This window comes from Mycolicibacillus trivialis (genome assembly GCF_002102395.1).
GTDB lineage: Bacteria > Actinomycetota > Actinomycetes > Mycobacteriales > Mycobacteriaceae > Mycobacterium > Mycobacterium triviale.
Window position 1 is genome coordinate 165,104 of the sequence record NZ_LQPZ01000008.1, and the last position, 24,025, is coordinate 189,128.

21 protein-coding genes are annotated in these 24,025 nt (G+C 72.5%); 15 read left to right on the forward strand and 6 right to left on the reverse strand.

The annotated features are described in order from the left end of the window. Positions 1–45 precede the first annotated feature (45 nt). The 8 genes from ripA (at position 46) to AWC30_RS02330 (ending at position 8,016) form a co-directional block, all read left to right on the forward strand. Positions 46–1,449: an NlpC/P60 family peptidoglycan endopeptidase RipA gene (gene ripA / locus AWC30_RS02295; protein WP_085108280.1), complete on the forward strand. Its 1,404-nt coding sequence runs from the start codon at positions 46–48 to the stop codon at positions 1,447–1,449. Further along, complete coding sequence (gene ripB, locus AWC30_RS02300) at positions 1,449–2,186, forward strand: NlpC/P60 family peptidoglycan endopeptidase RipB (RefSeq protein WP_085108283.1); 738 nt, start codon at positions 1,449–1,451, stop codon at positions 2,184–2,186. The genes ripA and ripB overlap by 1 nt, the downstream gene beginning before the upstream one ends. Before the next feature lie 123 nt (positions 2,187–2,309). After that, on the forward strand, positions 2,310–3,386 hold the full coding sequence (moxR1, locus tag AWC30_RS02305) for a chaperone MoxR1 (RefSeq protein ID WP_085108286.1): 1,077 nt from the start codon (positions 2,310–2,312) through the stop codon (positions 3,384–3,386). Positions 3,387–3,436: 50 nt separating this feature from the next. Further along, the gene (locus AWC30_RS02310; RefSeq protein ID WP_085108638.1) at positions 3,437–4,348 is read left to right on the forward strand and encodes a DUF58 domain-containing protein; all 912 of its coding nucleotides are present in this window, start codon (positions 3,437–3,439) and stop codon (positions 4,346–4,348) included. A gap of 19 nt (positions 4,349–4,367) precedes the next feature. Continuing rightward, positions 4,368–5,375, forward strand: coding sequence for a VWA domain-containing protein (locus AWC30_RS02315; protein WP_085108289.1), 1,008 nt, complete (start codon positions 4,368–4,370; stop codon positions 5,373–5,375). Positions 5,376–5,424: 49 nt separating this feature from the next. Continuing rightward, on the forward strand, positions 5,425–6,177 hold the full coding sequence (fabG1, locus tag AWC30_RS02320; RefSeq protein WP_085108292.1) for a 3-oxoacyl-ACP reductase FabG1: 753 nt from the start codon (positions 5,425–5,427) through the stop codon (positions 6,175–6,177). 16 nt (positions 6,178–6,193) lie between these two features. Continuing rightward, positions 6,194–7,003, forward strand: a complete 810-nt coding sequence (gene inhA, locus AWC30_RS02325; protein WP_085108295.1) for an NADH-dependent enoyl-ACP reductase InhA — start codon at positions 6,194–6,196, stop codon at positions 7,001–7,003. A 5-nt stretch (positions 7,004–7,008) separates the two neighbouring features. Further along, positions 7,009–8,016, forward strand: coding sequence for a ferrochelatase (locus AWC30_RS02330; protein ID WP_085108298.1), 1,008 nt, complete (start codon positions 7,009–7,011; stop codon positions 8,014–8,016). On the opposite strand, the gene AWC30_RS02335 is transcribed toward AWC30_RS02330, so the two are convergent. Next, a complete protein-coding gene (locus AWC30_RS02335) occupies positions 8,013–8,843 on the reverse strand; it encodes an Rv1486c family protein (RefSeq protein ID WP_085108301.1) in 831 nt (276 codons plus the stop codon). The two genes, AWC30_RS02330 and AWC30_RS02335, sit on opposite strands and share 4 nt — an antisense overlap. Positions 8,844–8,902: 59 nt before the next feature. On the opposite strand from AWC30_RS02335, the gene AWC30_RS02340 reads away from it, so the two are divergent. The 3 genes from AWC30_RS02340 to AWC30_RS02350 are packed head-to-tail and all read left to right on the forward strand — an operon-like array spanning position 8,903 to position 10,876. Continuing rightward, a complete protein-coding gene (locus AWC30_RS02340) occupies positions 8,903–9,343 on the forward strand; it encodes an NfeD family protein (RefSeq protein ID WP_085108304.1) in 441 nt (146 codons plus the stop codon). Between the two features lie 12 nt (positions 9,344–9,355). Next, a complete protein-coding gene (locus AWC30_RS02345; protein WP_085108306.1) occupies positions 9,356–10,507 on the forward strand; it encodes an SPFH domain-containing protein in 1,152 nt (383 codons plus the stop codon). 9 nt (positions 10,508–10,516) lie between these two features. Then, a complete protein-coding gene (locus tag AWC30_RS02350; RefSeq protein WP_085108309.1) occupies positions 10,517–10,876 on the forward strand; it encodes a DoxX family protein in 360 nt (119 codons plus the stop codon). A 31-nt stretch (positions 10,877–10,907) separates the two neighbouring features. Here the strand turns inward: AWC30_RS02350 and AWC30_RS02355 are convergent, their stop codons facing one another. From AWC30_RS02355 to AWC30_RS02365, 3 genes are read right to left on the reverse strand one after another with little or no spacing between them, the layout of a single operon-like run. Beyond that, entirely contained in the window at positions 10,908–12,053 is a 1,146-nt protein-coding gene (locus AWC30_RS02355) for a MalY/PatB family protein (RefSeq protein ID WP_085108311.1), read from the reverse strand. Next, positions 12,053–12,862, reverse strand: coding sequence for a hypothetical protein (locus AWC30_RS02360; RefSeq protein WP_133053639.1), 810 nt, complete (start codon positions 12,860–12,862; stop codon positions 12,053–12,055). Before AWC30_RS02360 ends, AWC30_RS02355 begins: the two co-directional genes overlap by 1 nt. Further along, complete coding sequence (locus tag AWC30_RS02365; RefSeq protein ID WP_207568382.1) at positions 12,852–15,860, reverse strand: MMPL/RND family transporter; 3,009 nt, start codon at positions 15,858–15,860, stop codon at positions 12,852–12,854. The genes AWC30_RS02360 and AWC30_RS02365 overlap by 11 nt, the downstream gene beginning before the upstream one ends. 138 nt (positions 15,861–15,998) lie before the next feature. Between AWC30_RS02365 and AWC30_RS02370 the strand changes: the two genes are divergently transcribed. Together AWC30_RS02370 and AWC30_RS02375 are read left to right on the forward strand one after the other, a co-directional pair. Beyond that, positions 15,999–17,627 (forward strand): FAD-binding oxidoreductase, encoded by a 1,629-nt coding sequence (locus AWC30_RS02370; protein WP_085108317.1) that lies wholly within the window; start codon positions 15,999–16,001, stop codon positions 17,625–17,627. Continuing rightward, the gene (locus AWC30_RS02375) at positions 17,624–18,583 is read left to right on the forward strand and encodes an NAD(P)H-dependent flavin oxidoreductase (RefSeq protein WP_085108321.1); all 960 of its coding nucleotides are present in this window, start codon (positions 17,624–17,626) and stop codon (positions 18,581–18,583) included. Before AWC30_RS02370 ends, AWC30_RS02375 begins: the two co-directional genes overlap by 4 nt. Here the strand turns inward: AWC30_RS02375 and AWC30_RS02380 are convergent. Both AWC30_RS02380 and AWC30_RS02385 read right to left on the reverse strand, forming a co-directional pair. After that, positions 18,578–19,078: a nitroreductase family deazaflavin-dependent oxidoreductase gene (locus AWC30_RS02380; RefSeq protein ID WP_085108324.1), complete on the reverse strand. Its 501-nt coding sequence runs from the start codon at positions 19,076–19,078 to the stop codon at positions 18,578–18,580. The genes AWC30_RS02375 and AWC30_RS02380 overlap by 6 nt on opposite strands. After that, entirely contained in the window at positions 19,060–19,797 is a 738-nt protein-coding gene (locus AWC30_RS02385; RefSeq protein ID WP_085108327.1) for a TVP38/TMEM64 family protein, read from the reverse strand. Before AWC30_RS02385 ends, AWC30_RS02380 begins: the two co-directional genes overlap by 19 nt. Before the next feature lie 80 nt (positions 19,798–19,877). Here AWC30_RS02385 and mutA point away from each other — a divergent pair, with 80 nt between their 5' ends. After that, the gene (gene mutA / locus AWC30_RS02390) at positions 19,878–21,734 is read left to right on the forward strand and encodes a methylmalonyl-CoA mutase small subunit (protein WP_085108330.1); all 1,857 of its coding nucleotides are present in this window, start codon (positions 19,878–19,880) and stop codon (positions 21,732–21,734) included. A gap of 5 nt (positions 21,735–21,739) precedes the next feature. Beyond that, complete coding sequence (gene scpA / locus AWC30_RS02395) at positions 21,740–24,025, forward strand: methylmalonyl-CoA mutase (protein ID WP_085108333.1); 2,286 nt, start codon at positions 21,740–21,742, stop codon at positions 24,023–24,025.

Sequence of the window (24,025 nt, forward strand, 5' to 3'; positions counted from 1 at the left end):
GTCGGCACCATCCGTTCGTGCTGAGCCATAGGAGTACCAAGTCGCATGAGACGCCCTCGCCACGGCTCGATCCGTCTGGCCGCCGGCAGGCCGGCCGCCCTCCTCCGGTCCGTCGCCCCGGCCGCGCTGGCCGCGGCCCTGGTGCTGACCACCCCCGGGGTGGCGCAGGCCGACCCGGCGCCGGCCCCGGACAACGTGGCCGGGCTCATCGCCGACGTCGCGCAGGCCAACCAGCGCCTCCAGGACCTGGGTGCCCGGATCCAAACCGAACAGGAGAGCGTCAACAAGGCCATCGTCGCGGTGCAGGACGCTCGTGACGCGGCCGAGACCGCCCAGCGCGACGTCGAGACCAGCCGCCGCGCGGTCGCCGGCGCCGACGCCGCCATCGCCGAAGCCCAGAAGAAGTTCGACACCTTCGCCGCCGCCTCCTACATGGGCGGGCCCACCAGCGGCTACCTGACCGCCGCCAACCCCGATGAGATGGTCGCCGCCGCGGGCACCGACGACATGGTGCACTCCGCCTCGGAGACGGTGATGAACCGGCTGGTCGCCGCGCGCACCGAGCAGGTCAACAAGGAATCCGCCGCCCGGCAGGCCAAGGCCGACGCCGACCGCGCCGTCGCGGACGCGCAGGCCAGCCAGGACGCCGCGGTGACCGCGCTGACCGACGCCCAGCGCACCTTCGGCGAACAGCAGAAACAGATCGACCGACTGGTCGCCGACCGGGACGCCGCGCAGGCCCGGCTCGACGCGGCCCGCCCGCCGGCCACCGTCGCCGTCGGCAACGACGACTGGGACCGGGCCGGGCCGCGGCCCGCCGCCCAGGCCCCGGCGAAGTGGGACGGACCGTGGGACCCCACCCTGCCCGCGGTGCCCAGCGCGTTCGTCAGCGGTGACCCGGTCGCGATCATCAACACGGTGCTGGGGATCTCGCAGACCTCCGCGCAGGTCACCCAGGACATGGGCCGCAAGTTCCTGCAGAAGCTCGGGCTGGCGCCCACCCCGACCGGCTACACCAACAACGGCGCCATCCCGGTCGTCTACGGCCGCCAGGCGTCGGAGTACGTGATCCGACGCGGCATGTCCCAGATGGGGGTGCCCTACTCCTGGGGTGGCGGCAACGCCGCCGGGCCCAGCCGCGGCATCGACTCCGGCGCCAACACCGTCGGCTTCGACTGCTCGGGGCTGGTGCTCTACGCGTTCGCCGGGGTCGGCATCAAACTGCCGCACTACTCCGGATCGCAGTACGAGATGGGCCGCAAGATCCCGTCCTCGCAGATGCGCCGCGGCGACGTCATCTTCTACGGCCCCGGCGGCAGCCAGCACGTCACGATCTACCTCGGCCAAGGGCAGATGCTCGAAGCCCCCTACACCGGGTCCAACGTCAAGATCTCGCCGGTGCGCACCAGCGGGATGACGCCCTACGTGGTGCGCTACATCGAGTACTGATGGCGCGACGGATTTCGAGGGCGCCGGGCACGACACGGCTGCGCGCGCTGGTGATCATCGCCGGGACGGCCACCGCGCTGCTGCTCGGGCTGGCCGCACCGGCCTCGGCCGCCCCCGACGGCGCCTGGGACCCCACCCTGCCTGCGGTGGTCAGCGCCGGCGCCCCCGGCGACCCGGTCGCGATCGCCAACGCCTCCCTGCAGGCCACCGCGCAGGCCACCCAGACCACGATGGATCTGGGCCGCAAATTCCTCGGCGGTCTCGGCCTCAACGTCGGCGGGGACAACCCGGCCGCGGTCAACACCTCCCCGAACGCGATCCCGCGGGTCTACGGCCGCCAGGCGGTGGAGTACGTGATCCGGCGCGGCATGTCCCAACTCGGGGTGCCCTACTCCTGGGGCGGCGGCAAGCCCAACGGCCCCAGCGCCGGGGTGGACTACGACGCGGGCAAGATCGGCTACGACTGCTCCGGGTTCACCCGGTTCGCGTTCGCCGGGGTCGGCGTGCTGATCCCGAAGTACTCCGGTGACCAGTACAAGACCGGCCGGCAGGTGCCGCGTTCGCAGGCCAAACGCGGCGACCTGATCTTCTACGGGCCCGGCGGCAGCCAGCACGTGGCGATCTATCTGGGCCAGGGCCAGATGCTGGAGGCCTCGGGCAGCGCGGGGAAGGTGACCGTCAGCCCGGTGCGCACCGCCGGGATGACCGAGTACCTGGCCCGCATCATCGAGTACTGAGCGGTGCGCGCCCCCGCACGTCGACGGATGACGACCGGCCTGGAATAGTTGACCGAGGGCGTGCCGCCGCGCGTATACGGTCGAAGCGGTGGGAGTTACCCCCAAGCTGCGAAAGGGACGTGGATGACATCACCAGGCGGGACCGCGGCGTCACCGACCACCGGTAACGGGCCGGGCACCGAGGCGCAGGCCCTGGAGCGGGCGATCTTCGAGGTCAAACGCATCATCGTCGGGCAGGACCAGCTCGTCGAGCGGATCCTGGTCGGGCTGCTGGCCAAGGGCCACGTGCTGCTCGAGGGGGTGCCCGGGGTGGCCAAGACCCTGGCGGTGGAGACCTTCGCCCGGGTGGTCGGCGGCACCTTCGCCCGCATCCAGTTCACCCCCGACCTGGTGCCCACCGACATCATCGGCACCCGCATCTACCGGCAGGGCCGTGAGGAGTTCGACACCGAACTGGGCCCGGTGGTGGCCAACTTCCTGCTCGCCGACGAGATCAACCGCGCCCCGGCCAAGGTGCAGTCCGCGCTGCTGGAGGTGATGGCCGAACGCAAGGTCTCCATCGGCGGACAGACCTTCCCGCTGCCCAACCCGTTCCTGGTGATGGCCACCCAGAACCCGATCGAGAACGAGGGCGTCTACCCGCTGCCGGAGGCCCAGCGCGACCGGTTCCTGTTCAAGATCAACGTCGACTACCCGTCGGCCGAGGAGGAGCGGGAGATCATCTACCGGATGGGGGTGACCCCGCCGCAGCCCAAGCAGGTGCTCGACACCGGCGAGCTGCTGCGCCTGCAGGACGCGGCGGCCAACAACTTCGTCCACCACGCGCTGGTCGACTACGTGGTGCGGATCGTGGAGGCCACCCGCCGCCCGGACCAGTTCGGTATGCACGACGTCAAGGCCTGGGTCGCCTTCGGCGCCTCGCCGCGCGCCTCGCTGGGCATCATCGCCGCGGCCCGCGCGCTGGCCCTGGTCCGCGGCCGCGACTACGTGATCCCGCAGGACGTCATCGAGGTCATCCCCGACGTGCTGCGCCACCGGCTGGTGCTGACCTACGACGCGCTCGCCGACGAGATCACCCCGGAGATGATCATCAACCGGGTGCTGCAGACCGTCGCCCTGCCGCAGGTCAACGCCGTCCCGCAGCAGGGCCAGTCGGCGGCTCCGGCACCGTCCGCCGCGGCCCCGGCCAGTAGTCGGTGAGCCGGCCGGGCGACGACCCGCGGCAGGCGGGGGGCCACCACCCGCCGTCGATGATGCGCGGGGCCATCGAGGACCCCAAACTCTCCGCCGCGCTGCGCACCCTGGAACTGACCGTCAAACGCAAGCTCGACGGGGTCCTGCACGGCGACCACCTCGGGTTGATCCCCGGCCCGGGCTCCGAGCCGGGGGAGTCCCGGCTCTACCAGCCCGGCGACGACGTGCGCCGGATGGACTGGGCGGTCACCGCCCGCACCACCCACCCGCACGTGCGGCAGATGATCGCCGACCGGGAACTGGAGACCTGGCTGGTCGTCGACGCCTCCGCCAGCCTGGATTTCGGCACCACCGGCTGCGAGAAGCGGGACCTGGCGGTGGCGGCGGCCGCCGCGATCGTGTTCCTCAACAGTGGCGGCGGCAACCGGCTGGGCGCGCTGGTCTCCAACGGCGACACCACCGTGCGGGTGCCGGCCCGCTCCGGCCGCCAGCACGAACAGAGCCTGCTGCGTGCGATCGCGACCGTCCCGCGCGCACCGGTCGGGGTGCGCGGCGACCTGGGCGGGCTCATCGACGCGTTGCGCCGCCCGCAGCGCCGGCGCGGCATGGCGGTGATCATCAGCGACTTCCTCGGCCCGGTGGACTGGATGCGCCCGCTGCGCGCCATCGCCGCCCGCCACGAGGTGCTCGCCGTGGAGGTGCTCGACCCGCGCGACGTGGAACTGCCCGACGTCGGCGACGTCGTGCTGCAGGACGCCGAGTCCGGCGTCACCCGTGAATTCACCATCGACGAGAAACTGCGCGACGACTTCGCCACCGCCGCGGCCGCCCACCGCGCCGAGGTGGCCCGCACCCTGCGCCGGTGCGGCGCCCCGCTGTTGTCGCTGCGCACCGACCGGGACTGGATCGCCGACATCGTGCGTTTCGTCGCCTCGCGGCGGCGTGGCGCGCTGGCCGGCCGCCAGTGACTGACAGGACCGACTCACCATGACCTTGCCGCTGCTCGGAACGATCTCCTTCTCCGGCCTCGCCCACCCGTGGTTCCTGCTGTTCCTGCTGGTGGTGGCCGGCATCTGCATCCTGTACGTGCTGGCCCAGCAGGCCCGGCAGCGCCGGATGCTGCGGTTCGCCAACATGGAACTGCTGGAGAGCGTCGCCCCGCAGCGGCCGTCGCGCTGGCGGCACCTGTCGGCGATCCTGCTGGTGATCTCGATGCTGCTGTTCACCGTCGCGATGGCCGGGCCCACCCACGACGTCAAGATCCCGCGCAACCGGGCGGTGGTGATGCTGGTGATCGACGTGTCGCTGTCGATGCGCGCCTCCGACGTCGAACCCACCCGGCTGGCCGCCGCGCAGGAGGCCGCCAAGCAGTTCGTCGACGAACTGACCCCGGGCATCAACCTGGGGCTGGTCGCCTACGCCGGCACCGCCTCGGTGCTGGTCTCGCCGACCACCGAGCGGGAACCGACGAAGCTGGCCATCGACCGGTTGCAGCTCGAGGAGCGCACCGCCACCGGCGAGGCCATCTTCACCGCGCTGCAGGCGATCGCCACCGTCGGCGCGGTGATCGGCGGCGGCGAGGGCCCGCCCCCGGCCCGCATCGTGCTGCTCTCCGACGGCAAGGAGACGGTGCCGCCCAACCCGGACAACCCGCGCGGCGGGTTCACCGCGGCCCGCGCCGCCCGCGACCAGGGGGTGCCGGTCTCGACGATCTCGTTCGGCACCCGCTACGGCTACGTCGAGATCAACGACCAGCGCCAGCCGGTCCCGGTCGACGACGATTCGCTGCACAAGATCGCCGACCTCTCCGAGGGCAGCTTCTACACCGCCTCCAGCCTCGAGCAGCTCAACGAGGTCTACGACAGCCTGCAGGACCAGATCGGCTACGAGACCATCCAGGGCGACGCCAGCGCGGCCTGGCTGCGGCTGGGTTCGCTGATCCTGGCGCTGGCGGCGCTGGCCGCGCTGCTGATCAACCGCCGGCTGCCCAGCTAGCGGCGCGGCCGGTTTCGGCGCCCGCCGGCCGAGGCGATAAGTTGAACCGGTGACTGACACCCAGAGTGCCGCGCAGAACCACGGCAGACCGCCCTTCGTGTCCCGATCCGTCCTCGTCACCGGTGGCAACCGGGGTATCGGCCTGGCCATCGCGCAGCGGCTGGCCGCCGACGGCCACAAGGTGGCGGTCACCCACCGCGGTTCCGGAGCGCCCGACGGGCTGTTCGGGGTGGTCTGCGACGTCACCGACAACGACGCCGTCGACCGCGCGTTCAAAGAGGTCGAGGAGCACCAGGGCCCGGTCGAGGTACTGGTGTCCAACGCCGGCATCTCCAAGGACGCCTTCCTGATGCGGATGACCGAGGAACGGTTCACCGAGGTCATCAACGCCAACCTGACCGGCGCGTTCCGGGTCACCCAGCGCGCCTCGCGCAGCATGCAGCGCAAGCGGTTCGGCCGGATCATCTACATCGGCTCGGTGTCGGGCATGTGGGGGATCGGCAACCAGGCCAACTACGCCGCCGCCAAGGCCGGGCTGATCGGCATGGCCCGCTCCATCTCCCGCGAGCTGTCCAAGGCCGGGGTGACCGCCAACGTGGTCGCGCCGGGCTACATCGACACCGAGATGACCCGCGCCCTCGACGAGCGGATCCAGGAGGGCGCGCTGGAGTTCATCCCGGCCAAACGGGTCGGCACCGCCGAGGACGTCGCCGGCGCGGTCAGCTTCCTGGCCTCCGAGGACGCCGGGTACATCGCGGGCGCGGTGATCCCGGTCGACGGCGGCATGGGCATGGGCCACTAGGAGATTAAGGACTGATATGGCAGGCATTCTCGACGGCAAACGCATCCTGGTCACCGGGATCATCACCGACTCCTCGATCGCGTTCCACATCGCGCGGGTCGCCCAGGAGGCGGGCGCGGAGATCGTGTGCACCGGCTTCGACCGGCTGCGGCTGATCCAGCGCATCGTCGACCGGCTGCCCAACCCGGCGCCGCTGCTGGAACTCGACGTGCAGAACGACGAGCACCTCGACTCCCTGGCCGACCGGATCACCGAGGTGATCGGCGCGGACACCAAGCTCGACGGCGTGGTGCACTCGATCGGCTTCATGCCGCAGAGCGGCATGGGGGTCAACCCGTTCTTCGACGCCCCCTACGAGGACGTCGCCAAGGGCATCCACATCTCGGCCTACTCGTATGCGTCGCTGGCCAAGGCGGTACTGCCGGTGATGAACCCGGGCGGTTCGATCGTGGGCATGGACTTCGACCCGACCCGGGCGATGCCGGCCTACAACTGGATGACGGTCGCCAAGAGCGCGCTGGAGTCGGTGAACCGGTTCGTCGCCCGCGAGGTCGGCGCCCACGGGGTGCGCTCGAACCTGGTGGCGGCCGGCCCCATCCGCACCCTGGCGATGAGCGCCATCGTCGGCGGCGCCCTCGGCGACGAGGCCGGTGAGCAGATGAAGCTGCTGGAGGAGGGCTGGGACCAGCGCGCCCCGGTCGGCTGGGACATGAAGGACCCCACCCCGGTCGCCAAGACGGTCTGCGCGCTGCTGTCCGACTGGCTGCCCGCCACCACCGGCACCGTGGTCTACGCCGACGGCGGCGCGCACACCCAGTTGCTCTAGCGGTCATGGACTTCGACGCCGTCCTGCTGCAGTCCTTCGGCGGGCCGGAGGGCCCCGAGCAGGTGCGGCCGTTCCTGGAGAACGTCACCCGCGGGCGCAACGTGCCGCCGGAGCGTCTCGACGACGTCGCCGAGCACTACCTGCACTTCGGCGGGGTGTCGCCGATCAACGCGATCAACCGGGCCCTGGTCGAGCAGTTGCGCACCCACACCGGGCTGCCGGTCTACTTCGGCAACCGCAACTGGGCGCCCTACCTGGAGAACACGGTGGCGGCGATGGGCGCCGACGGGGTGCGCCGGGCCGCGGTGTTCACCACCTCGGCGTGGGGCGGCTACTCCAGCTGCCGCCAGTACGTCGACGACCTGGCCCGCGCCCGCCGCGCCGCCGGCGACGGCGCGCCGGAACTGGTCAAGCTGCGCCAGTACTTCGACCATCCACTGTTCGTGGCACTGTTCGCCGAGGCGGTCGGTGCGGCCGCGGCCACCCTGCCCGCCGACCTGCGGGAGCAGGCCCGGCTGGTGTTCACCGCGCATTCCATCCCGATCGCAGCCGAATCCTGGTGCGGGGAACGGCTTTACGCCCGCCAGGTCGCGCATGCGGCGCGGCTGGTGGCCGCCGCCGCCGGGCGACCCGACCACGACCTGGTGTGGCAGTCCCGGTCCGGGCCACCGCAGGTGCCGTGGCTGGAACCCGACGTCGGCGACCACCTGGCTGCGCTGGCGGCGGCCGGCACCCGCGCGGTGATCGTCTGCCCGATCGGGTTCGTCGCCGACCACATCGAAGTGGTCTGGGACCTCGACCACGAGGTGGCCGAACAGGCCGACGCCGCCGGGGTGGCGTTCGCCCGGGCGGGCACCCCGGGCGCCGACCCGCGCTTCGCCCGGCTGGCCGCCGAACTCATCGCCGAGCTGCGCGACGGCCGGGAACCGGCCCGGGTCGCCGACCCGGACCCGGTGCCGCTGTACGGGCAGAGCCGCAACGGGGTGCCCTGCACCCCGGACTGCGAGCGTTAGCCCGGCCAGGCCGACCGCAGGATGGCATCGAGTGCGGCCAGCCGCGCGGCGCGCACGACGCCGGTCAGCGGGCGCAGCGTCTCCTCCGATATCCGGTTCTGGGAGAACGAGTGCATCGCCAGCGGCGCCAACTCGGCGCTGACCGCCAGGATGGCCTCCACGTGGGCGGCCTGCTCGAGCACCCGCAGCGCCCGGGCCGGGGCGTGGTCGGGCACCCGGTGCCCGGCCGTGGCGTCCAGGAACTGCTCCACCAGCGCGCGCGGGTCGGCGTCGGCGCCGGCCGCCATGTCCAGCGCGCCCAGGGTCTCCGCCGCGGCGCGCACCGCGCTGCGCAGCTCGAATTCGGCGGCGCCCAGGTCGGCCGGCGGCACCGGCGGTGGCTCGGGCAACGAGTAGGCCGTCCAGCACAGCGTCACCGGCTCGGTGGGGTCCTGGTCGGGGTAGTCGGGCACCAGCCCGAGGGCCTCGCCGTCGGCGCCCCCGGTGAGGATCAGCGCCTCCCCGACGTCGAGGGCGTCGCGGGCGAACGCGCTGCCCGGCGGCAGGCCGCGCACATCGCCGGGCACCGGCAGCACCACCTCGACCGGGGTGCCGTGCCGGTCCGGCCGCCCGGCCGCGGTCCGCAACGTCTGCAGCACCGACATGGCACCGCCGTGCTCGGCGGCCGGGTAGGGCAGGCCGGCGCGGCCGGCGGCCACCGGGTCGTGGGCGGCGATGGCCTGCACCGGCGCCCAGGCGGCCACCGCGTCGAGCACGTCGTCGGGTGCGGCCGCCCCGGCGAGCCAGGCATTGGCCCACACCGACAGCGACACCGAGGGACACCACATGATCCTGGCAGTGTAGTTGGCGCTCCTCGCCGGACTCGGCTGCGCGATAGTCTGGGGCCATGCCCGCCGCCCTGATCTGGTTGATCGCCGCGCTCGGGTTGGCCGGCGCGGAAACCCTGACCGGCGACATGGTGCTGCTGATGCTCGCCGGCGGGGCGCTGGCCGCCGCGGGGTCCTCGGCGCTGCTGCCGTGGCCGATCTGGGCCGACGGTGTGGTCTTCCTCGTCGTGTCGGTGCTGCTGCTGGTCCTGGTGCGCCCGGCGGTGCGGCACCGGATGCGCACCGACACCGCCCCGCCCACCGGCATCCAGGCGTTGGAGGGCAAACACGCCCAGGTCCGGGAGCGGGTCACCGACCGGGGCGGCACCGTGTTGCTCGGCGGCGAGGTCTGGACGGCCCGCGCGCTCAACGACGGCGACGTCTACGAGCCGGGCAGCCGGGTCACGGTGGTCGAGATCGACGGCGCCACCGCGGTGGTGTGGGAATCCGGTTCGGAATAGAGGGAGACAACAATGGACGGTGCTGCAGCGGGCTTGATCGTGCTGCTGATCCTGGTCGGCTTCGCGATCGTCGTGGTGGCCAAGTCGGTGGCGCTGATCCCGCAAGCCGAGGCGGCGGTGATCGAGCGGCTGGGCCGCTACAGCCGGACGGTCTCCGGCCAGCTGACCCTGCTGATGCCGTTCATCGACCGCATCCGGGCCCGGGTGGACCTGCGGGAGCGGGTGGTGTCCTTCCCGCCGCAGCCGGTGATCACCGAGGACAACCTCACCCTGGCCATCGACACGGTGGTGTACTTCCAGGTCACCAACCCGCAGGCCGCGGTGTATGAGATCAGCAACTACATCGTCGGGGTGGAGCAGCTCACCACGACCACACTGCGCAACGTGGTCGGCGGGATGACGCTGGAGGAGACCTTCACCTCCCGCGAGGTGATCAACAGCCAGCTGCGCGGCGTGCTCGACGAGGCCACCGGCCGCTGGGGGCTGCGGGTGGCGCGGGTGGAGCTGCGCAGCATCGACCCGCCGGCCTCCATCCAGGCCTCGATGGAGAAGCAGATGAAGGCCGACCGGGAGAAGCGGGCGATGATCCTGACCGCCGAGGGGCAGCGGGAGTCGGCGATCAAACAGGCCGAAGGTCAGAAGCAGTCGCAGATCCTGCAGGCCGAGGGTGCCAAGCAGGCCGCGATCCTGTCCGCCGAAGCCGACCGGCAGTCCCGGATGTTGCGGGCGCAGGGTGAGCGGGCCGCCGCCTACCTGCAGGCCCAGGGCGAGGCCAAGGCGATCGAGAAGACGTTCGCCGCGATCAAGGCCGGCCGGCCCACCCCGGAGCTGCTCGCCTACCAGTACCTGCAGGTGCTGCCGGAGATGGCCAAGGGCGAGGCCAACAAGGTGTGGGTGATCCCCAGCGATTTCGGCACCGCGCTGCAGGGCTTCACCAAACTGCTCGGCGCGCCGGGGGAGGACGGGGTGTTCCGCTACCAGCCGTCGCCGGTGGAGGACGACCTGCCCAAGCCGGAGGACGACTCCGAGGAGGTGGCGGACTGGTTCCACACCCGCACCGACCCGGCGCTGGCGCAGGCGGTGGCCAAGGCCGAGGCCGACGCCCGCACCCCGGTCGAGGGCAGCCTTCCCACGCCGCAGCAATTGGCGCGCGGCGAGGAATAGGATTGCGTCATGACTTCCCTCACCTCGCCGAAAACCTATGCCGGACTTGCCGCTTTCCAAGCCGTGGACGCGGTGGCCTGCGCGATCCCGGTGCCCTACATCGCCCAGGCCCTCGACACGCTGGAGGTACCCGCGGAGGTGCGGCCGATCCTGCCGGTGGTGAAGATCGCCTCGGCGGTCGGGCTGCTGTCGGCGACCCGGTTCCCGACGCTGGCCCGGCTGACCACCGCCGCGCTGACGCTGTACTTCGTGCTGGCGGTCGCCGCCCACGTGCGGGTCAAAGACCGCGTGATCAACACGCTGCCCGCGGCGACGTTCCTGGTGACGTTCGCGACCATGACCGTGCGGGGCCCGGCGCAGCGTCGGTAGCCGCGACGTGTCGGACGCCGGTGGGGTGCGGCTACAGCGCGGCCGCGATCGCCTCGAGCGCCCGGTCCAGGATCGGCCGGGTCGTGGCGAAATTCAGTCGGGCACAGCCGGTCCCGGAGCCGAACGGGATCCCCGGGTTCAGTGCCACCCGGGCACGGGCCAGCAGGTAGTCGGCCGGCTCCTCGGGCAGGTCCAGGGCGGTGCAGTCCAGCCAGGCCAGGTAGGTGCCCTCCGGGCGGGTGACCATCAGCCCCGGCACCCGCTCGGGCAGGACGTCGGCCACCCGGTCCCGGTTGTGCTGCAGCTGCACCAGCACCGCGTCCAGCCAGTCCTCCCCGTCGCGGTAGGCGGCGAGGTTGGCCGCGATCCCGGCGGTCGAGGCCCCCATCCAGTTCAGCCAGTTCATCGCGTCCCACTCGCTCGCGTCGGCCGGGTTGGACAGGATGACCTGGGCGCACTTCAGCCCGGGCAGATTCCAACCCTTGGACGCCGACATCACCGTCACCACGGTGGCCGCCGCGTCTTGCGACACCGATGCGGCCGGTACATGGCGGCCCCGGTAGACCAGCGGGGCGTGGACCTCGTCGGCGATGATGCGCGCCCCGTGCGCGGCGGCCAGGCCGACCACCGCGCGCAGTTCGTCGGCCGAGAACGCCGTGCCCAGCGGGTTGTACGGGTTGCACAGGATCAACGACCCCGCGCCGGCGGCGAACGCCGCCTCGATCGCCGCCAGGTCGAGGATGTAGCGCCCGCTGGGCTGGCGCAGCATCGGCACCTCCACCCGCTGGCGGCCGGCGATCTGCAGCACGTCGAAGAACGGCATGTAGGCGGGCACCGGCAGCACCACCGGGCTCTGCGCGCGGGTGAGGAATTCGATGGCCAGTTTCACCCCGACCAGCACGTCGGGCACCACCCGCACCTGGTCGGGCGTCACCGGCCAGCCGTAGCGGCGCTCACACCACCCGGCGGTGGCCGCCGGCAGCGCGTCGTGGCCGAACCGCGGGTAGCCGAACTCCTCCCGCTCGGCCCAGGCGCGGACCGCGGCGAGCACCGGCGGGGCGGTCGGGAAGTCCATCTCGGCCACCCACAGCGGCAGGACGTCGGCGGGGTAGCGGTTCCACTTGACCGTGTTGCGGGCGCGCAGCCGCTCCTCGGTCAGGACGTCGAAGTCGGCCACTACCTCGGCAGTCCGAGCACGAGCCGGCTCAGCGAGCCCAGCTTCGGGAAGTGGTCGCGCAGTTTGGGGGTGTGGGTGCTGTGGCCGCCGAGCCCGACGTGCAGCGCACTGGCGTCGAAGTCGGCGGGCAGCATGCCGGCATCGCCGAACATCCGGGCCAGCGGCGCCAGGTTGAGGTCGGCGCCGTAGCGGAAGGCGCCGTAGAGGTCGGTGGGTAGGTGGGCGAGGCGCCAGGTCGCGGCGACCGGGTCGGGGTTCTCCCCGGCGAGGTCGCCGACGAGACCGACCGCGGTGCTGCCCAGCGCCACCAGCGGGCTGAGGTAGGCGCCCCAGCGGCCGTCGGCGACCAGGTTGCTCAGCGGGCTGAACATCAGGTCGATGGCCCAGCTGATCAGGTAGCGGCTGTGATCGCCCAGGTCGGCCGGGAGCACCTGCGGCACGATGATCTTGGTCAGGCTGTGCAGCCCGTCGGTGGAGCCGTGCGGCACGATCTTCGACCCGGGCAGCGCGGTGACCAGACCGATCCCGGTACGGGCGCCGGGCTCGGCCACCACGTCGCGCCAGCGGTCCAGCAGGTCGGTGTTGGCGGACAGCGCGACGGCCGGTTCGGTGGGGCGGGCCGTGACGCCGTCGCCGGCCGAACCGGCCAGACCGCCGACCCCGGAGTCGGTGAGGGTGCCGGTGAGCGCCACCGTGAGCACGACGGCAGCGACCAGTGCCACGGCGTTGGCCAGCCACCGACGCGGTGCCGACTCCCGCATGTCCTGCGCCCCTCCCTGATTCATCGCGTGCGTCAATTCAGTGGTCATCGTATCCCACCGCCGTCCGACCAGCCGGTTTCGACGGCCACCAGCTCGCCGTCCCCAGGGTCGCCGCGATCGCAGGCACGGTCAGCGTCCGCACCACGAAGGTGTCCAGCAGCAGCCCCACCCCGATGACGAAGCCGGTCTGCACCAGGGTGCTGAGGCTGGCGGCCAGCATCCCGAACATCGACGCCGCGAAGATGACCCCGGCCGCGGTGATCACCCCGCCGGTGGCGCCCACGGTGCGGATCACCCCGGTGCGCACTCCGGCCCCGGACTCCTCCCGCAGCCGGGAGACCAGCAGCAGGTTGTAGTCCGCGCCCACCGCCACCAGGATGATGAACGCCAGCCCGGGCAGCGCCCAGTACAGCTCCTGGCCCAGCAGGTACTGGAAGACCAGCACGCCGATCCCGAGGGCCGCCAGGTAAGACAGCACCACCGAGGCGACCAGGTACAGCGGGGCCACGATCGCGCGCAACAGCAGGCTCAGGATCACGAACACCACCGCGATCGTCACCAGCACGATGAACCGCAGGTCGTGGGTGTAGTAGTCGCGGATGTCGCGCAAGGTGACCGAACCGCCGTTCATCGAGACCTCGGCGTCGGCCAGCGCGGTGTTGGGCCGGGCGTCGTTCGCGGTGGCCAGGATGGCGTCGACCTGATCCATCGCGCCGGTGCTGAACGGGTTCAGCCGGGTCTGCACCAGATAGCGCACCGTGTGGCCGTCCTCGGAGACGTAGAACCGCGCGGCCTCCCGGAAGTCGTCGTCGTCGAGGTACTGCGGCGGGATGTAGAACCCCGACATCGACGGCGCGGAGGCCTCGCTCTTCATGGTCAGCAGGAAATCCGAGACCTCCGAGAGGTCCATCCCCATCGCGGTGACCCGGTCGACCAGGGCGCGCACCCCGGCGGCCACCTGACGGCTCGCCGCGGCCAGCAACTCGGTGTTGGCGCGGATGGCGTCGAGTTCGCCGGTGGTGTCCTCGTCGGTGGCCCCGCCCACCGACTGCAGTGCGTCGCCGGTGTCGTCGAGCGCATCGCGCAGGTTGTCGGCGGCGGACTTCAGCCGCTGGCCGTCATCGGTGTCGCGCAACCGCCGGGCGGCGTCGGCGGCCGGGTCCAGCCGGCCCTCGTCGCGGGCGGTGACCAGTTGCTGCAGCCAGTCGCGTACCCGGGCGCAGCCCGCCGCGTCCGCACAGGTGGTCGAGGTGTTCAAGCCGTCGAGCACCGAGTCCATCCAGGTGAAGTCCCGCGGGTCACGGTCGACGTTCTGCTCGACCGTCTCGGTCGCCGCCCGCATCAACGTCAGCAGCATCGCGACGTCCTCGGACTGGTCGGCGGCGTGGTCGGTGACCGCCCCGGTGTGGTTGAGCCCGGTGTCCAGGCCGTCGCGGGCGGTGTCCCAGCCGCCGCGCAGGTAGTCCAGGGCGGCGACCAGTTCCTGCACCGCCGGGATGGTCTCGTCGGCCTGCTCGTGCAGCATGGTCAGCGCGTCGGCGATCAGCCCGGCGGCGGTGGCCAGCTCGTCGAGGTCGTCGACGTGGTCGTTGATGCCGCTGGCGGCGTCGTACAGGCTGCTGCCGACGGCGCCGGCCTGATAGGACAGCCGGGCCTGCTCCAGCGCGGTGCCGTTGGGACGGGTGATGCCGCGCACCGCCTCGATGTCGGGCAGCTGGCCGACCCGGCGGGCCAGCTGTTCGAGATCGGACAGCGCCCGCGGGCTGCGCAGGTCGCGCGGCGAGGAGACCACGATGAACTCCGGCACGATGTTGCCGGCCGGGAAGTGCCGTTGCATCACGTCGAAGCCGCGGATGCTGGCCGCCGAATCGGGCAACGCGGTGCGGTTGTCGTAGTCGAAGCTCACCAGGCCGGCGCAGCCGGCCAGCGCGACCAGCACGACGATGCTGCCCGCCAGGTAGCGGCCGGGGCGGCGCACGATCCGGGCCCCCGATCGGCGCCACAGGCCGCGGGTCAGCGCCGGGCGGGGCGGGATCCAGCCGCGCCGGCCCAGCACCACCAGCAGGGCGGGCAGGAACGTCACCGCGGCCAGGAAGCAGACGGTGACGGTGAGCGCCAGCGCCACCCCGGTGTCGGAGACCACGGCCAGCGTGGTGAAACCCATCGCCGCGAAGGTGAGCGCCACCGTCGCCGCCGACGCGGCGATCACCTTGCCGATCCCGCCCAGGGCCAGGCGCATCGCGGTGTCGGTGGGCTGGCCGTCGCGGCCGAAGTCGTGGAACCGGCTGATGAGGAACACCGCGTAGTCGGTGCCCGCGCCGGCCACCAGCGCGGTGACCAGCGCGACCGTGTGGGCGGTGATGCCCAGGCCCTGCATGCCGAACGCGGCCACCACGCCGTGCGCGGCCAGCAGCGACACCCCGATGGTCAGCAACGGCACCAGGATCGTGACCGGGTTGCGGTAGATCACCAGCAGGATGAGCAGCAGCATGACCGCCATCGCGATCTCGATGCGGTGCTGGTCGTGTTCGCTGGCGGTGCCGACGTCGAGGGCGGTGGCGGCCGGTCCGGCGATGTCGAGTTGCACGCCGGAGCCGGCGACGGTGTCGCGGGCGATGTCGATGACCCGGTTGGTGGCCGCGTAGGCGGGCGGGGAGCCCAGCGTGCCGGCCACCTCCACCGGCAGCAGCCACGCCCGGCCGTCGTCGCTGGTCAGCGCCGGTCGTAGTGCGGGGGAGTCGAGGAAGTCCCGGATGCCGACCACGTCGGTGGTGTTGGCGGCGAGCCGGTCGGCCAGCCTACGGTACAGCGCCTCGTCGTCGAGTCCGTCGGGCCGCGACAGCACCAGCACCAGCGTGTTCCCGCTGCGGGACTCGTCGAACGCCGCGTTCATCTCCGCCGCGCTGACCACGCTGGGCGCGTCGTCGGGCAGTAGCGCGGCGGGGTCCTTCTGGGACAGCTGCGACAGCGACGGGAAGCCGGCCGACAGCGCCGCGGCCAGGATCACCCAGGCGCCGATCACCACCCAGGGGGTGCGGCTGATCATCGCCCCCAGGCGCCCGAACACCCGGGCCCGGCGGAGGAAAGCGGCAGGTCGACGGGGCGCTTCCCTCGACCAGTACCGTTTCCGCATCACGATTAGACTATCCGTTGCATCGAGCGCTCAGCGCCGGACGAGGGACATATGGCCAGCAAAACCCGATCCTGGTGGGGCTGGGGCCACGTCGAGGACGCGGTCGGGCCCGCCGAACGGGACCGGCTGCTGCGCCGGGTCGCCGCCCTGCTGCCCGAGGCCGACCTCACCGCGCACCCCCCGCCGGAGCCGGAGTCGCTGCCGGTCCCCGAACCCCGGATCGCGCCGCCTGCGGCGCTGGCCACGCTGGCCTCCGCCGACCTGCGAGACCGGCTGCGGCACAGCCACGGCCAGGCGTTCCGCGACGTGGTGCGCTGCCTCGAGGGCCGCATCGACCAGGTGGTGGACCTGGTGGTGCGGCCGGCCGACGAGGCGCAGGTGGTCGACGTGCTGGACTGGTGCAGCCGCGAACGGATTGCGGTGATCCCGTTCGGCGGGGGCAGTTCGGTGGTCGGCGGCGTCGAACCGCGCTGCTACGCCGACCATCCCGGGGTCGTCGCGCTGGACCTCACCGCCATGGACAAGGTGCTCGAGGTCGACCCGGTCAGCCGCGCGGCCCGCGTCCAGGCCGGTGTCTTCGGTCCGGCGCTGGAGGACCGGCTGCGCGGCGACGGGTTCTCGCTGCGGCACTTCCCGCAGTCCTTCGAGTTCTCCACCGTCGGCGGGTGGCTGGCGACCCGCTCCGGCGGGCACTTCGCCACCGTCTACACCCACATCGACGACCTCACCGAGTCGCTGCGGGTGGTCACCCCGGCCGGTGTCGGCGAGTCCCGCCGGTTGCCCGGTTCCGGGGCCGGGCCGTCTCCGGATGCCCTGTTCCTGGGCTCGGAGGGCACCCTGGGGGTGATCACCGAGGCGTGGCTGCGGTTGCAGCGCAGGCCGCGCTGGCGGGCGTCGGCGTCGGTGGTCTTCGCCGACTACCCCCGGGCGGTCGCGGCGACCCGGGCGCTGGCGCAGTCCGGGCTGTATCCGACCAACTGCCGGTTGCTGGACCCGGTGGAGGCGCTGCTCAACGCGGGCACCTCGACGCCGGGCGGGCTGCTGCTGCTCGGTTTCGAGTCCGCCGACCATCCGTTGCACGCGTCGATGGCCCGAGCGGTGGAGATCGTCCGCGACCATGGCGGGCACCTTCCCGACGGGGTGCGACACAGCGACAGCGCGGGCAACCCGGCGCCCGGGGCGGTGGGCGCCTGGCGTTCGGCGTTCATCCGGATGCCCTACCAGCGGGACGTGCTGGCCGCCCATTCGATGATCGCCGAGACATTCGAAACCGCTTGCACCTGGGCGGATTTCGAGGCCCTGCTGGCGGCGGTCACCGACGCGGCCGGCGCCGCGATGGCCGGCGCGGGCGTGCGCGGCGTGCTGACCTGCCGGTTCACCCACGTCTATCCCGACGGCCCGGCGCCTTACTTCGGGGTATACGGCACCGGCCGGTGGGGCCGGATGGTCGAACAGTGGGACGAGATCAAAGCCGCGGTGTCCCAGGCGATCCACGACCACGGCGCCACCATCACCCACCACCACGCGGTGGGGCGCGATCACCGCCGCTGGTATGACCGGCAACGCCCCGAGGTGTTCGCCACCGCGCTGCGGGCCGCCAAGCAGGCACTCGACCCGGCCGGCGTGCTCAACCCCGGGGTGCTGATCGACCCCGCCCGCCCCGGGACGGGGTCGCGGTGATCGCCCCGACGTCGGCCACGACGCTGCTGGGCATCGAGCACCCGGTGGTGTGCGCACCGATGGCCGGTGTCGCCGGCGGCCGGCTGGCCGCCGCGGTCAGCGCGGGCGGGGGACTGGGCCTGATCGGCGGTGGCTACGGCGACCGGGCGTGGCTGCGCAGGGAGTTCGACGAGGCCGCGGGCGCACGGATCGGATGCGGGTTCATCACCTGGGCGCTGGCCGACCGGTCCGACCTGCTCGACGAGGCGCTGAGCCACCGGCCCGTCGCGGTGCTGCTCTCGTTCGGCGATCCGGGCCCGTTCGCGGCGACGATCAAGGCGGCCGGCGCGGTGCTGATCTGTCAGGTGCAGAACCGCGGGCACGCCGAACACGCGCTGCATTGCGGCGCCGACATCCTGGTGGCGCAGGGCACCGAGGCGGGCGGGCACGGCTACGGACCGCGGTCCACCTTCACCCTGGTCCCCGAGATCGTCGATGTGGTCGCCGCGCGGGGCCTGAGGACCCCGGTGCTGGCCGCCGGCGGTGTCGCCGACGGGCGGGGACTGGCGGCGGCGCTGATGCTCGGCGCCGCCGGCGTGCTGTGCGGCACCCGGTTCTGCAACGCCGTGGAGGCGCTGACCACACCGCGGGCGCGCGCCGTGCTGGAAGCCGCCACCGGCGACGACAGCTGCCGCACCACCGTCTACGACATCGTGCGTGGTTACCGCTGGCCACCCGGGCACACCATGAGCGTGCTGCGCAACGACTTCACCGACCGTTGGCACGGCGCCGAACCCGACCTGGAAGCCGCCGGGGACGGTGCCGTCGCGCAGTACCGCCGCGCGGTGGCCGACGCCGACTACCGCACCGCCAACGTCACCGCCGGGCAGGGCGCCGGGCTGGTCGGCCCGACCGTCCCGGCCGGTGAGATCGTCGCCGCGCTGGTCGGTCAGGCCGCCGGCCTGCTGCGGTCATGACCGCGTCGCGGGGTCGTCGAGAGCCAGTTCGACCATCGGGAGCGGCGTGTCGACCTCGGTGACCTCGGCGCCCAGGGTCTGCTCGAGCACGCTCTTGAACCGGTCCCAGGTGCCCGGGTGGGCGGCGATGTAGTCGCCCAGGGCGCGGTCGGCCTCGCGCTGGTCGAGTACCCGGGCCGTGGCCGGCGCCGGCGCGTGGCTGCCGATCGTCACCCGCACCCGCGGGTCGGCACGGACGTTGCGGAACCACTGGGCGCGCTCACCGAAGCCGGAGGCGACCACGTAGCGCCGCGGTGACGGGTGACCGATGACCTCTAGCACGACGTGGCGGGCCAGCCCGGAGCTGCGCCCGCGGTGTTCCAGCAGCAGCAGCCGCGGCCCGAGCAGGGCGCCCAGCCGCAGCCGGTACAGCCAGATCGGCGCGCGGGTGAACCGCCGCGAGCGCAGCAGCGCGGCCCCGACACCGGCCAGCCGGCTCAACCGACCCGCTCCCACCGGTGCCGGGTGGCCTCCACGACCAGCAGCCCCACCCCGACCGCCGCGATCGCGGCGGAGGTCAGCGCCAATGCCGGGTTGATCCGGCCGGTGAAGGCGTCGCCGAACAACACCAGCGCCGCGGTACCCGGCGCCAGCCCGGCCACCGTGGCCACCGTGTACGGCCGTACCCGGATCGCGGAGGCGCCCGCCGCGTAGTTGATCACCGAGAACGGCACGGCCGGGATCAGCCGCAACGCCAGCACCGCCGTCCAACCGCGCTCCCGCAGCCGCGCGTCGACTGCGGTCAGCCGCGGATGGCTCACCAGCCGGTCCATCCGCCAGCCGGTGGCCCGCACCAGCAGCAGCGTCAACAGCGCGCTGAGGGTGCTGGCCGTGACCGCCAGCGCCACCCCGAGCCAGGCGCCGAAGAGCAGCCCGGCCGCCAGGGTGAACACCGTGCGCGGGAACGGCGCCACGGTGACCAGGGTGTGGGTCACCAGGAACACCGCCGGCACCCACGGCCCGGCCGCGGCGACCCAGTCGCGCAACTGCACCGCGGTCGGCACCGGCAGCAACCACCAGGCCGCCGCAACCAGCAGCGCGATCCCGGCCAGCAGCACCGCGACCCGGCCGCGGGGCAGCGCCCGGACGGTGGCGAGCAGGGTGGAGCGCAGCGCCCGCAACTGGGTGGTCCGCACCGGACCACGATAGCCGCCGCCGCGCACCGGACCGGCCATCAATTAGCCTGGTTGACACTCGGGCCGGCCGCCGGGCACCCGGGCCGAACCCGCAGCAGCAGTCACAACAGGAGTCGCCGGTGTCAGTCGAGGTACCTGCAGGGCACGCCGACCTGGAACAAGCCCGGGCGCGGTGGCGCCGCGATGTGGCCGCGGTGCTGGCCAAGAGCAGCCGCCGCGACCCGGCCGACTTCGGCGACGAGCCGGAACGTCACCTCGACACCGACACCTACGAGGGCTTCGCGATCCGGCCGCTCTACACCGCGCTGGACGGGCTGCCCGAACATCCGCTGCCCGGCCAATGGCCGTTCGTGCGCGGCGCCGACCCGCGCCGCGACGTCAAGACCGGCTGGAAGGTGGCCGAGGTGTTCCCGGCCGCCGGGGGCACCGACGCGGCACTGGGCAACGGTGAGGTGCTGGCCGCGCTGACCGAAGGGGTCAGCGCCATGGCGGTCCGGGCCGGCGCCGGCGGGGTGGCCCCCGGCGCGCTCGACCGGCTGCTCGACGGCGTCTACCTGGAACTGATGCCGGTGATCCTCGATGCCGGCGCCGATTTCGGCGCGGCGGCCGCCGCGATGCTGGAACTGGTGGACGGCCTGAACCGCGCCGAGGACACCGCTCTCTCGGTCGACCTGGGCGGCGACCCGCTCACCGCCCCGCTCAGCGGCCGCCCGGCACCCACGGTCGAGGAGGTGCTCGCGGTCGCCGGCCGGCTGGCCGGCTCGCACGGCGTCCGGGCCATCACCGTCGACGGCCCCGCGCTGCACAACCGCGGCGCCAACGCCACCTGGGAGCTTGCCGGCGCGTTGGCCGCCGCGGTCGCCTACCTGCGGCTGCTCGCCGACGCCGGCGTTGAGGCGCGGGATGCGCTGGGCCAGATCGCTTTCCGGCTCGCCGCCGACGACGACCAGTTCATGACGATCGCCAAGATGCGTGCCGCCCGGCTGCTGTGGGCGCGGGTCGGCGAGGTGGCCGGCGCAGCGCAGGCCGGTGCGGCCGTGCTGCACGCCGAGACCTCACGGCCGATGATGACCCAGCGCGACCCGTGGGTGAACATGCTGCGCACCACCCTGGCCGCCTTCGGCGCCGGGGTCGGCGGCGCCGACACCGTGCTGGTGTGGCCGTTCGACAGTGCGATCCCCGGCGGGCTGCCCAAGAACTCACCCGGGTTCTCCCGCCGCATCGCCCGCAACACCCAGCTGCTGCTGCTCGAGGAGTCCCACCTCGGGCAGGTGCTCGACCCGGCCGGCGGTTCCTGGTTCGTCGAGGACCTCACCGAGCAGCTCGCCGAGACCGCCTGGCGGGCCTTCCAGCAGCTGGAGGAGCGCGGCGGATTCACCGCGGCGCGCGACCACCTTGTCGAGCAGATCGACGCGGTGGCCGACCGGCGCACCGCCGACATCGCCCACCGGCGCACCGCGATCACCGGCGTCAACGAGTTCCCGAACCTGGCCGAGGAGCCGCTGGCCGCCACCGACGCCGACCCGCAGGTGCGCCGCTACGCCGCCGGGTTCGAGCAGCTGCGGGACCGCTCCGACGCCCACCTGGCCAGCGCCGGCGCCCGCCCCAGCGTGCTGCTGCTGCCGCTGGGCCCGCTGGCCGAGCACAACATCCGGGCCACGTTCGCCACCAACCTGCTGGCGTCGGGCGGGATCGAGGCGGTCAACCCGGGCACCGTCGACGCCGAGACCGCGGCCGCGGCGATCGCCGAGGCGGGCACCCCCGCCGTCGCGGTGCTGTGCGGCACCGACAAGCGCTACGGCGACGAGGCCGCCGCGGTGGTGGCCGCCGCCCGCGGCGCCGGAGTGCAGCAGATCCTGCTGGCCGGGCCGCCGCAGGCGGTCGAAGGCAGCGACCCGCGCCCCGACGACTACCTGACCGCGAAGATCGACGCGGTCGACACCCTGTCGAGCCTGCTCACCCGATTGGGGGCCTGACCGAGATGACCAGCACCACCACCGGGATCCCCAACTTCGCCGACGTCCCGCTGCACGGGGAGGCGACCGGCGCACCGGTCACCGAGGAGGCCGTCGCCGCCCACGTCGCCGCCGCCGCCGAGGCGCACGGCTACACCGCCGAGCAGCTGGACTGGCAGACCCCGGAGAACATCGTCGTCAAACCGGTCTACACCGCGGCCGACCGCTCCGCGCTGGCCGCCGACGGCTACCCGCTGGACACCTTGCCGGGCACACCGCCGTATCTGCGCGGGCCGTACCCCACGATGTACGTCAACCAGCCGTGGACGATCCGCCAGTACGCCGGGTTCTCCACGGCAGCGGACTCCAACGCGTTCTACCGCCGCAACCTGGCCGCCGGGCAGAAGGGCCTGTCGGTGGCGTTCGACCTGGCCACCCACCGCGGCTACGACTCGGATCACCCGCGGGTGCAGGGCGACGTCGGGATGGCCGGGGTGGCGATCGACTCGATCCTGGACATGCGGCAGCTCTTCGACGGCATCGACCTGTCCGCGGTCAGCGTGTCGATGACGATGAACGGCGCGGTGCTGCCCATCCTGGCGCTGTACGTGGTGGCCGCCGAGGAGCAGGGGGTGCCGCCGGAGAAACTGGCCGGCACCATCCAGAACGACATCCTCAAAGAGTTCATGGTCCGCAACACCTACATCTACCCGCCGAAGCCGTCGATGCGGATCATCTCCGACATCTTCGCCTACACGAGCGCGAAGATGCCGAAGTTCAACTCGATCTCGATCTCCGGCTACCACATCCAAGAGGCCGGGGCCACAGCCGATCTGGAGTTGGCGTACACGCTGGCCGACGGGGTGGACTACATCAAGGCCGGGCTGGACGCCGGGCTGGACATCGACGCGTTCGCCCCGCGGCTGTCGTTCTTCTGGGGCATCGGGATGAACTTCTTCATGGAGGTCGCCAAGCTGCGCGCCGGCCGGCTGCTGTGGAGTGAACTGGTCGCCGAGTTCAACCCGAAGAACCCCAAATCGCTGTCGCTGCGCACCCATTCGCAAACCTCCGGGTGGTCGCTGACCGCGCAGGACGTCTACAACAACGTGGCCCGCACCTGCATCGAGGCGATGGCCGCGACCCAGGGGCACACCCAGTCGCTGCACACCAACGCCCTCGACGAGGCGCTGGCGCTGCCGACGGACTTCTCCGCGCGGATCGCGCGCAACACCCAGCTGCTGCTGCAGCAGGAGTCCGGCACCACCCGCCCGATCGACCCGTGGGGCGGCTCCTACTACGTGGAGTGGCTCACCCACGAGTTGGCCCAGCGGGCCCGGGCCCACATCGCCGAGGTGGCCGAGCGCGGCGGGATGGCCCAGGCGATCAGCGACGGCATCCCCAAGCTGCGCATCGAGGAGGCCGCGGCCCGCACCCAGGCCCGCATCGACTCGGGCCGCCAGCCGCTGATCGGGGTGAACAAGTACCAGGTCACCGAGGACCAAGAGGTCGAGGTGCTCAAGGTCGAGAACAGCCGGGTGCGCGCCGAACAGCTGGCCAAGCTGGAGCAGTTGCGCGCCGACCGCGACGAGCAGGCCTGCCAGGCGGCGCTGGCCGAACTGTCCCGCGCCGCGGCGGCGGATCCGCGCGGGCGCGTGGAAGACGCGGACGGGCTGGGCAACAACCTGATGGCGCTGGCCATCGACGCCGCCCGGGCCAAGGCCACCCTCGGGGAGATCTCCGACGCGATGGAGAAGGTCTACGGCCGCCACCAGGCCGAGATCCGCACCATCGCCGGGGTCTACCGCGACGAGGTGGGCGGCACCGACGCAGGAGGAGGCAGCACCATCAACCCGCTCTCCGCGGCCACCCAGACGGTGGAGAAGTTCGCCGAGGTCGACGGCCGCCGCCCCCGCATCCTGGTCGCCAAGATGGGCCAGGACGGCCACGACCGCGGTCAGAAGGTGATCGCCACCGCGTTCGCCGACATCGGCTTCGACGTCGACGTCGGCGCGCTGTTCTCCACGCCCGACGAGGTGGCGCGGCAGGCCGCCGACAACGACGTCCACGTGGTCGGGGTGTCGTCGCTGGCCGCCGGGCATCTGACCCTGGTGCCCGCGTTGCGCGAAGCATTGGCCGAGGTGGGCCGCCCGGACATCATGATCGTGGTCGGCGGCGTGATCCCGCCCGGCGACTTCGACGAGCTCTACGAAGCCGGGGCGACCGCGATCTTCCCGCCCGGCACCGTGATCGCCGACGCGGCAACCGATCTGGTGCGCAAGCTGGCCGAGCAGCTCGGGTACGACCTGAAGTAG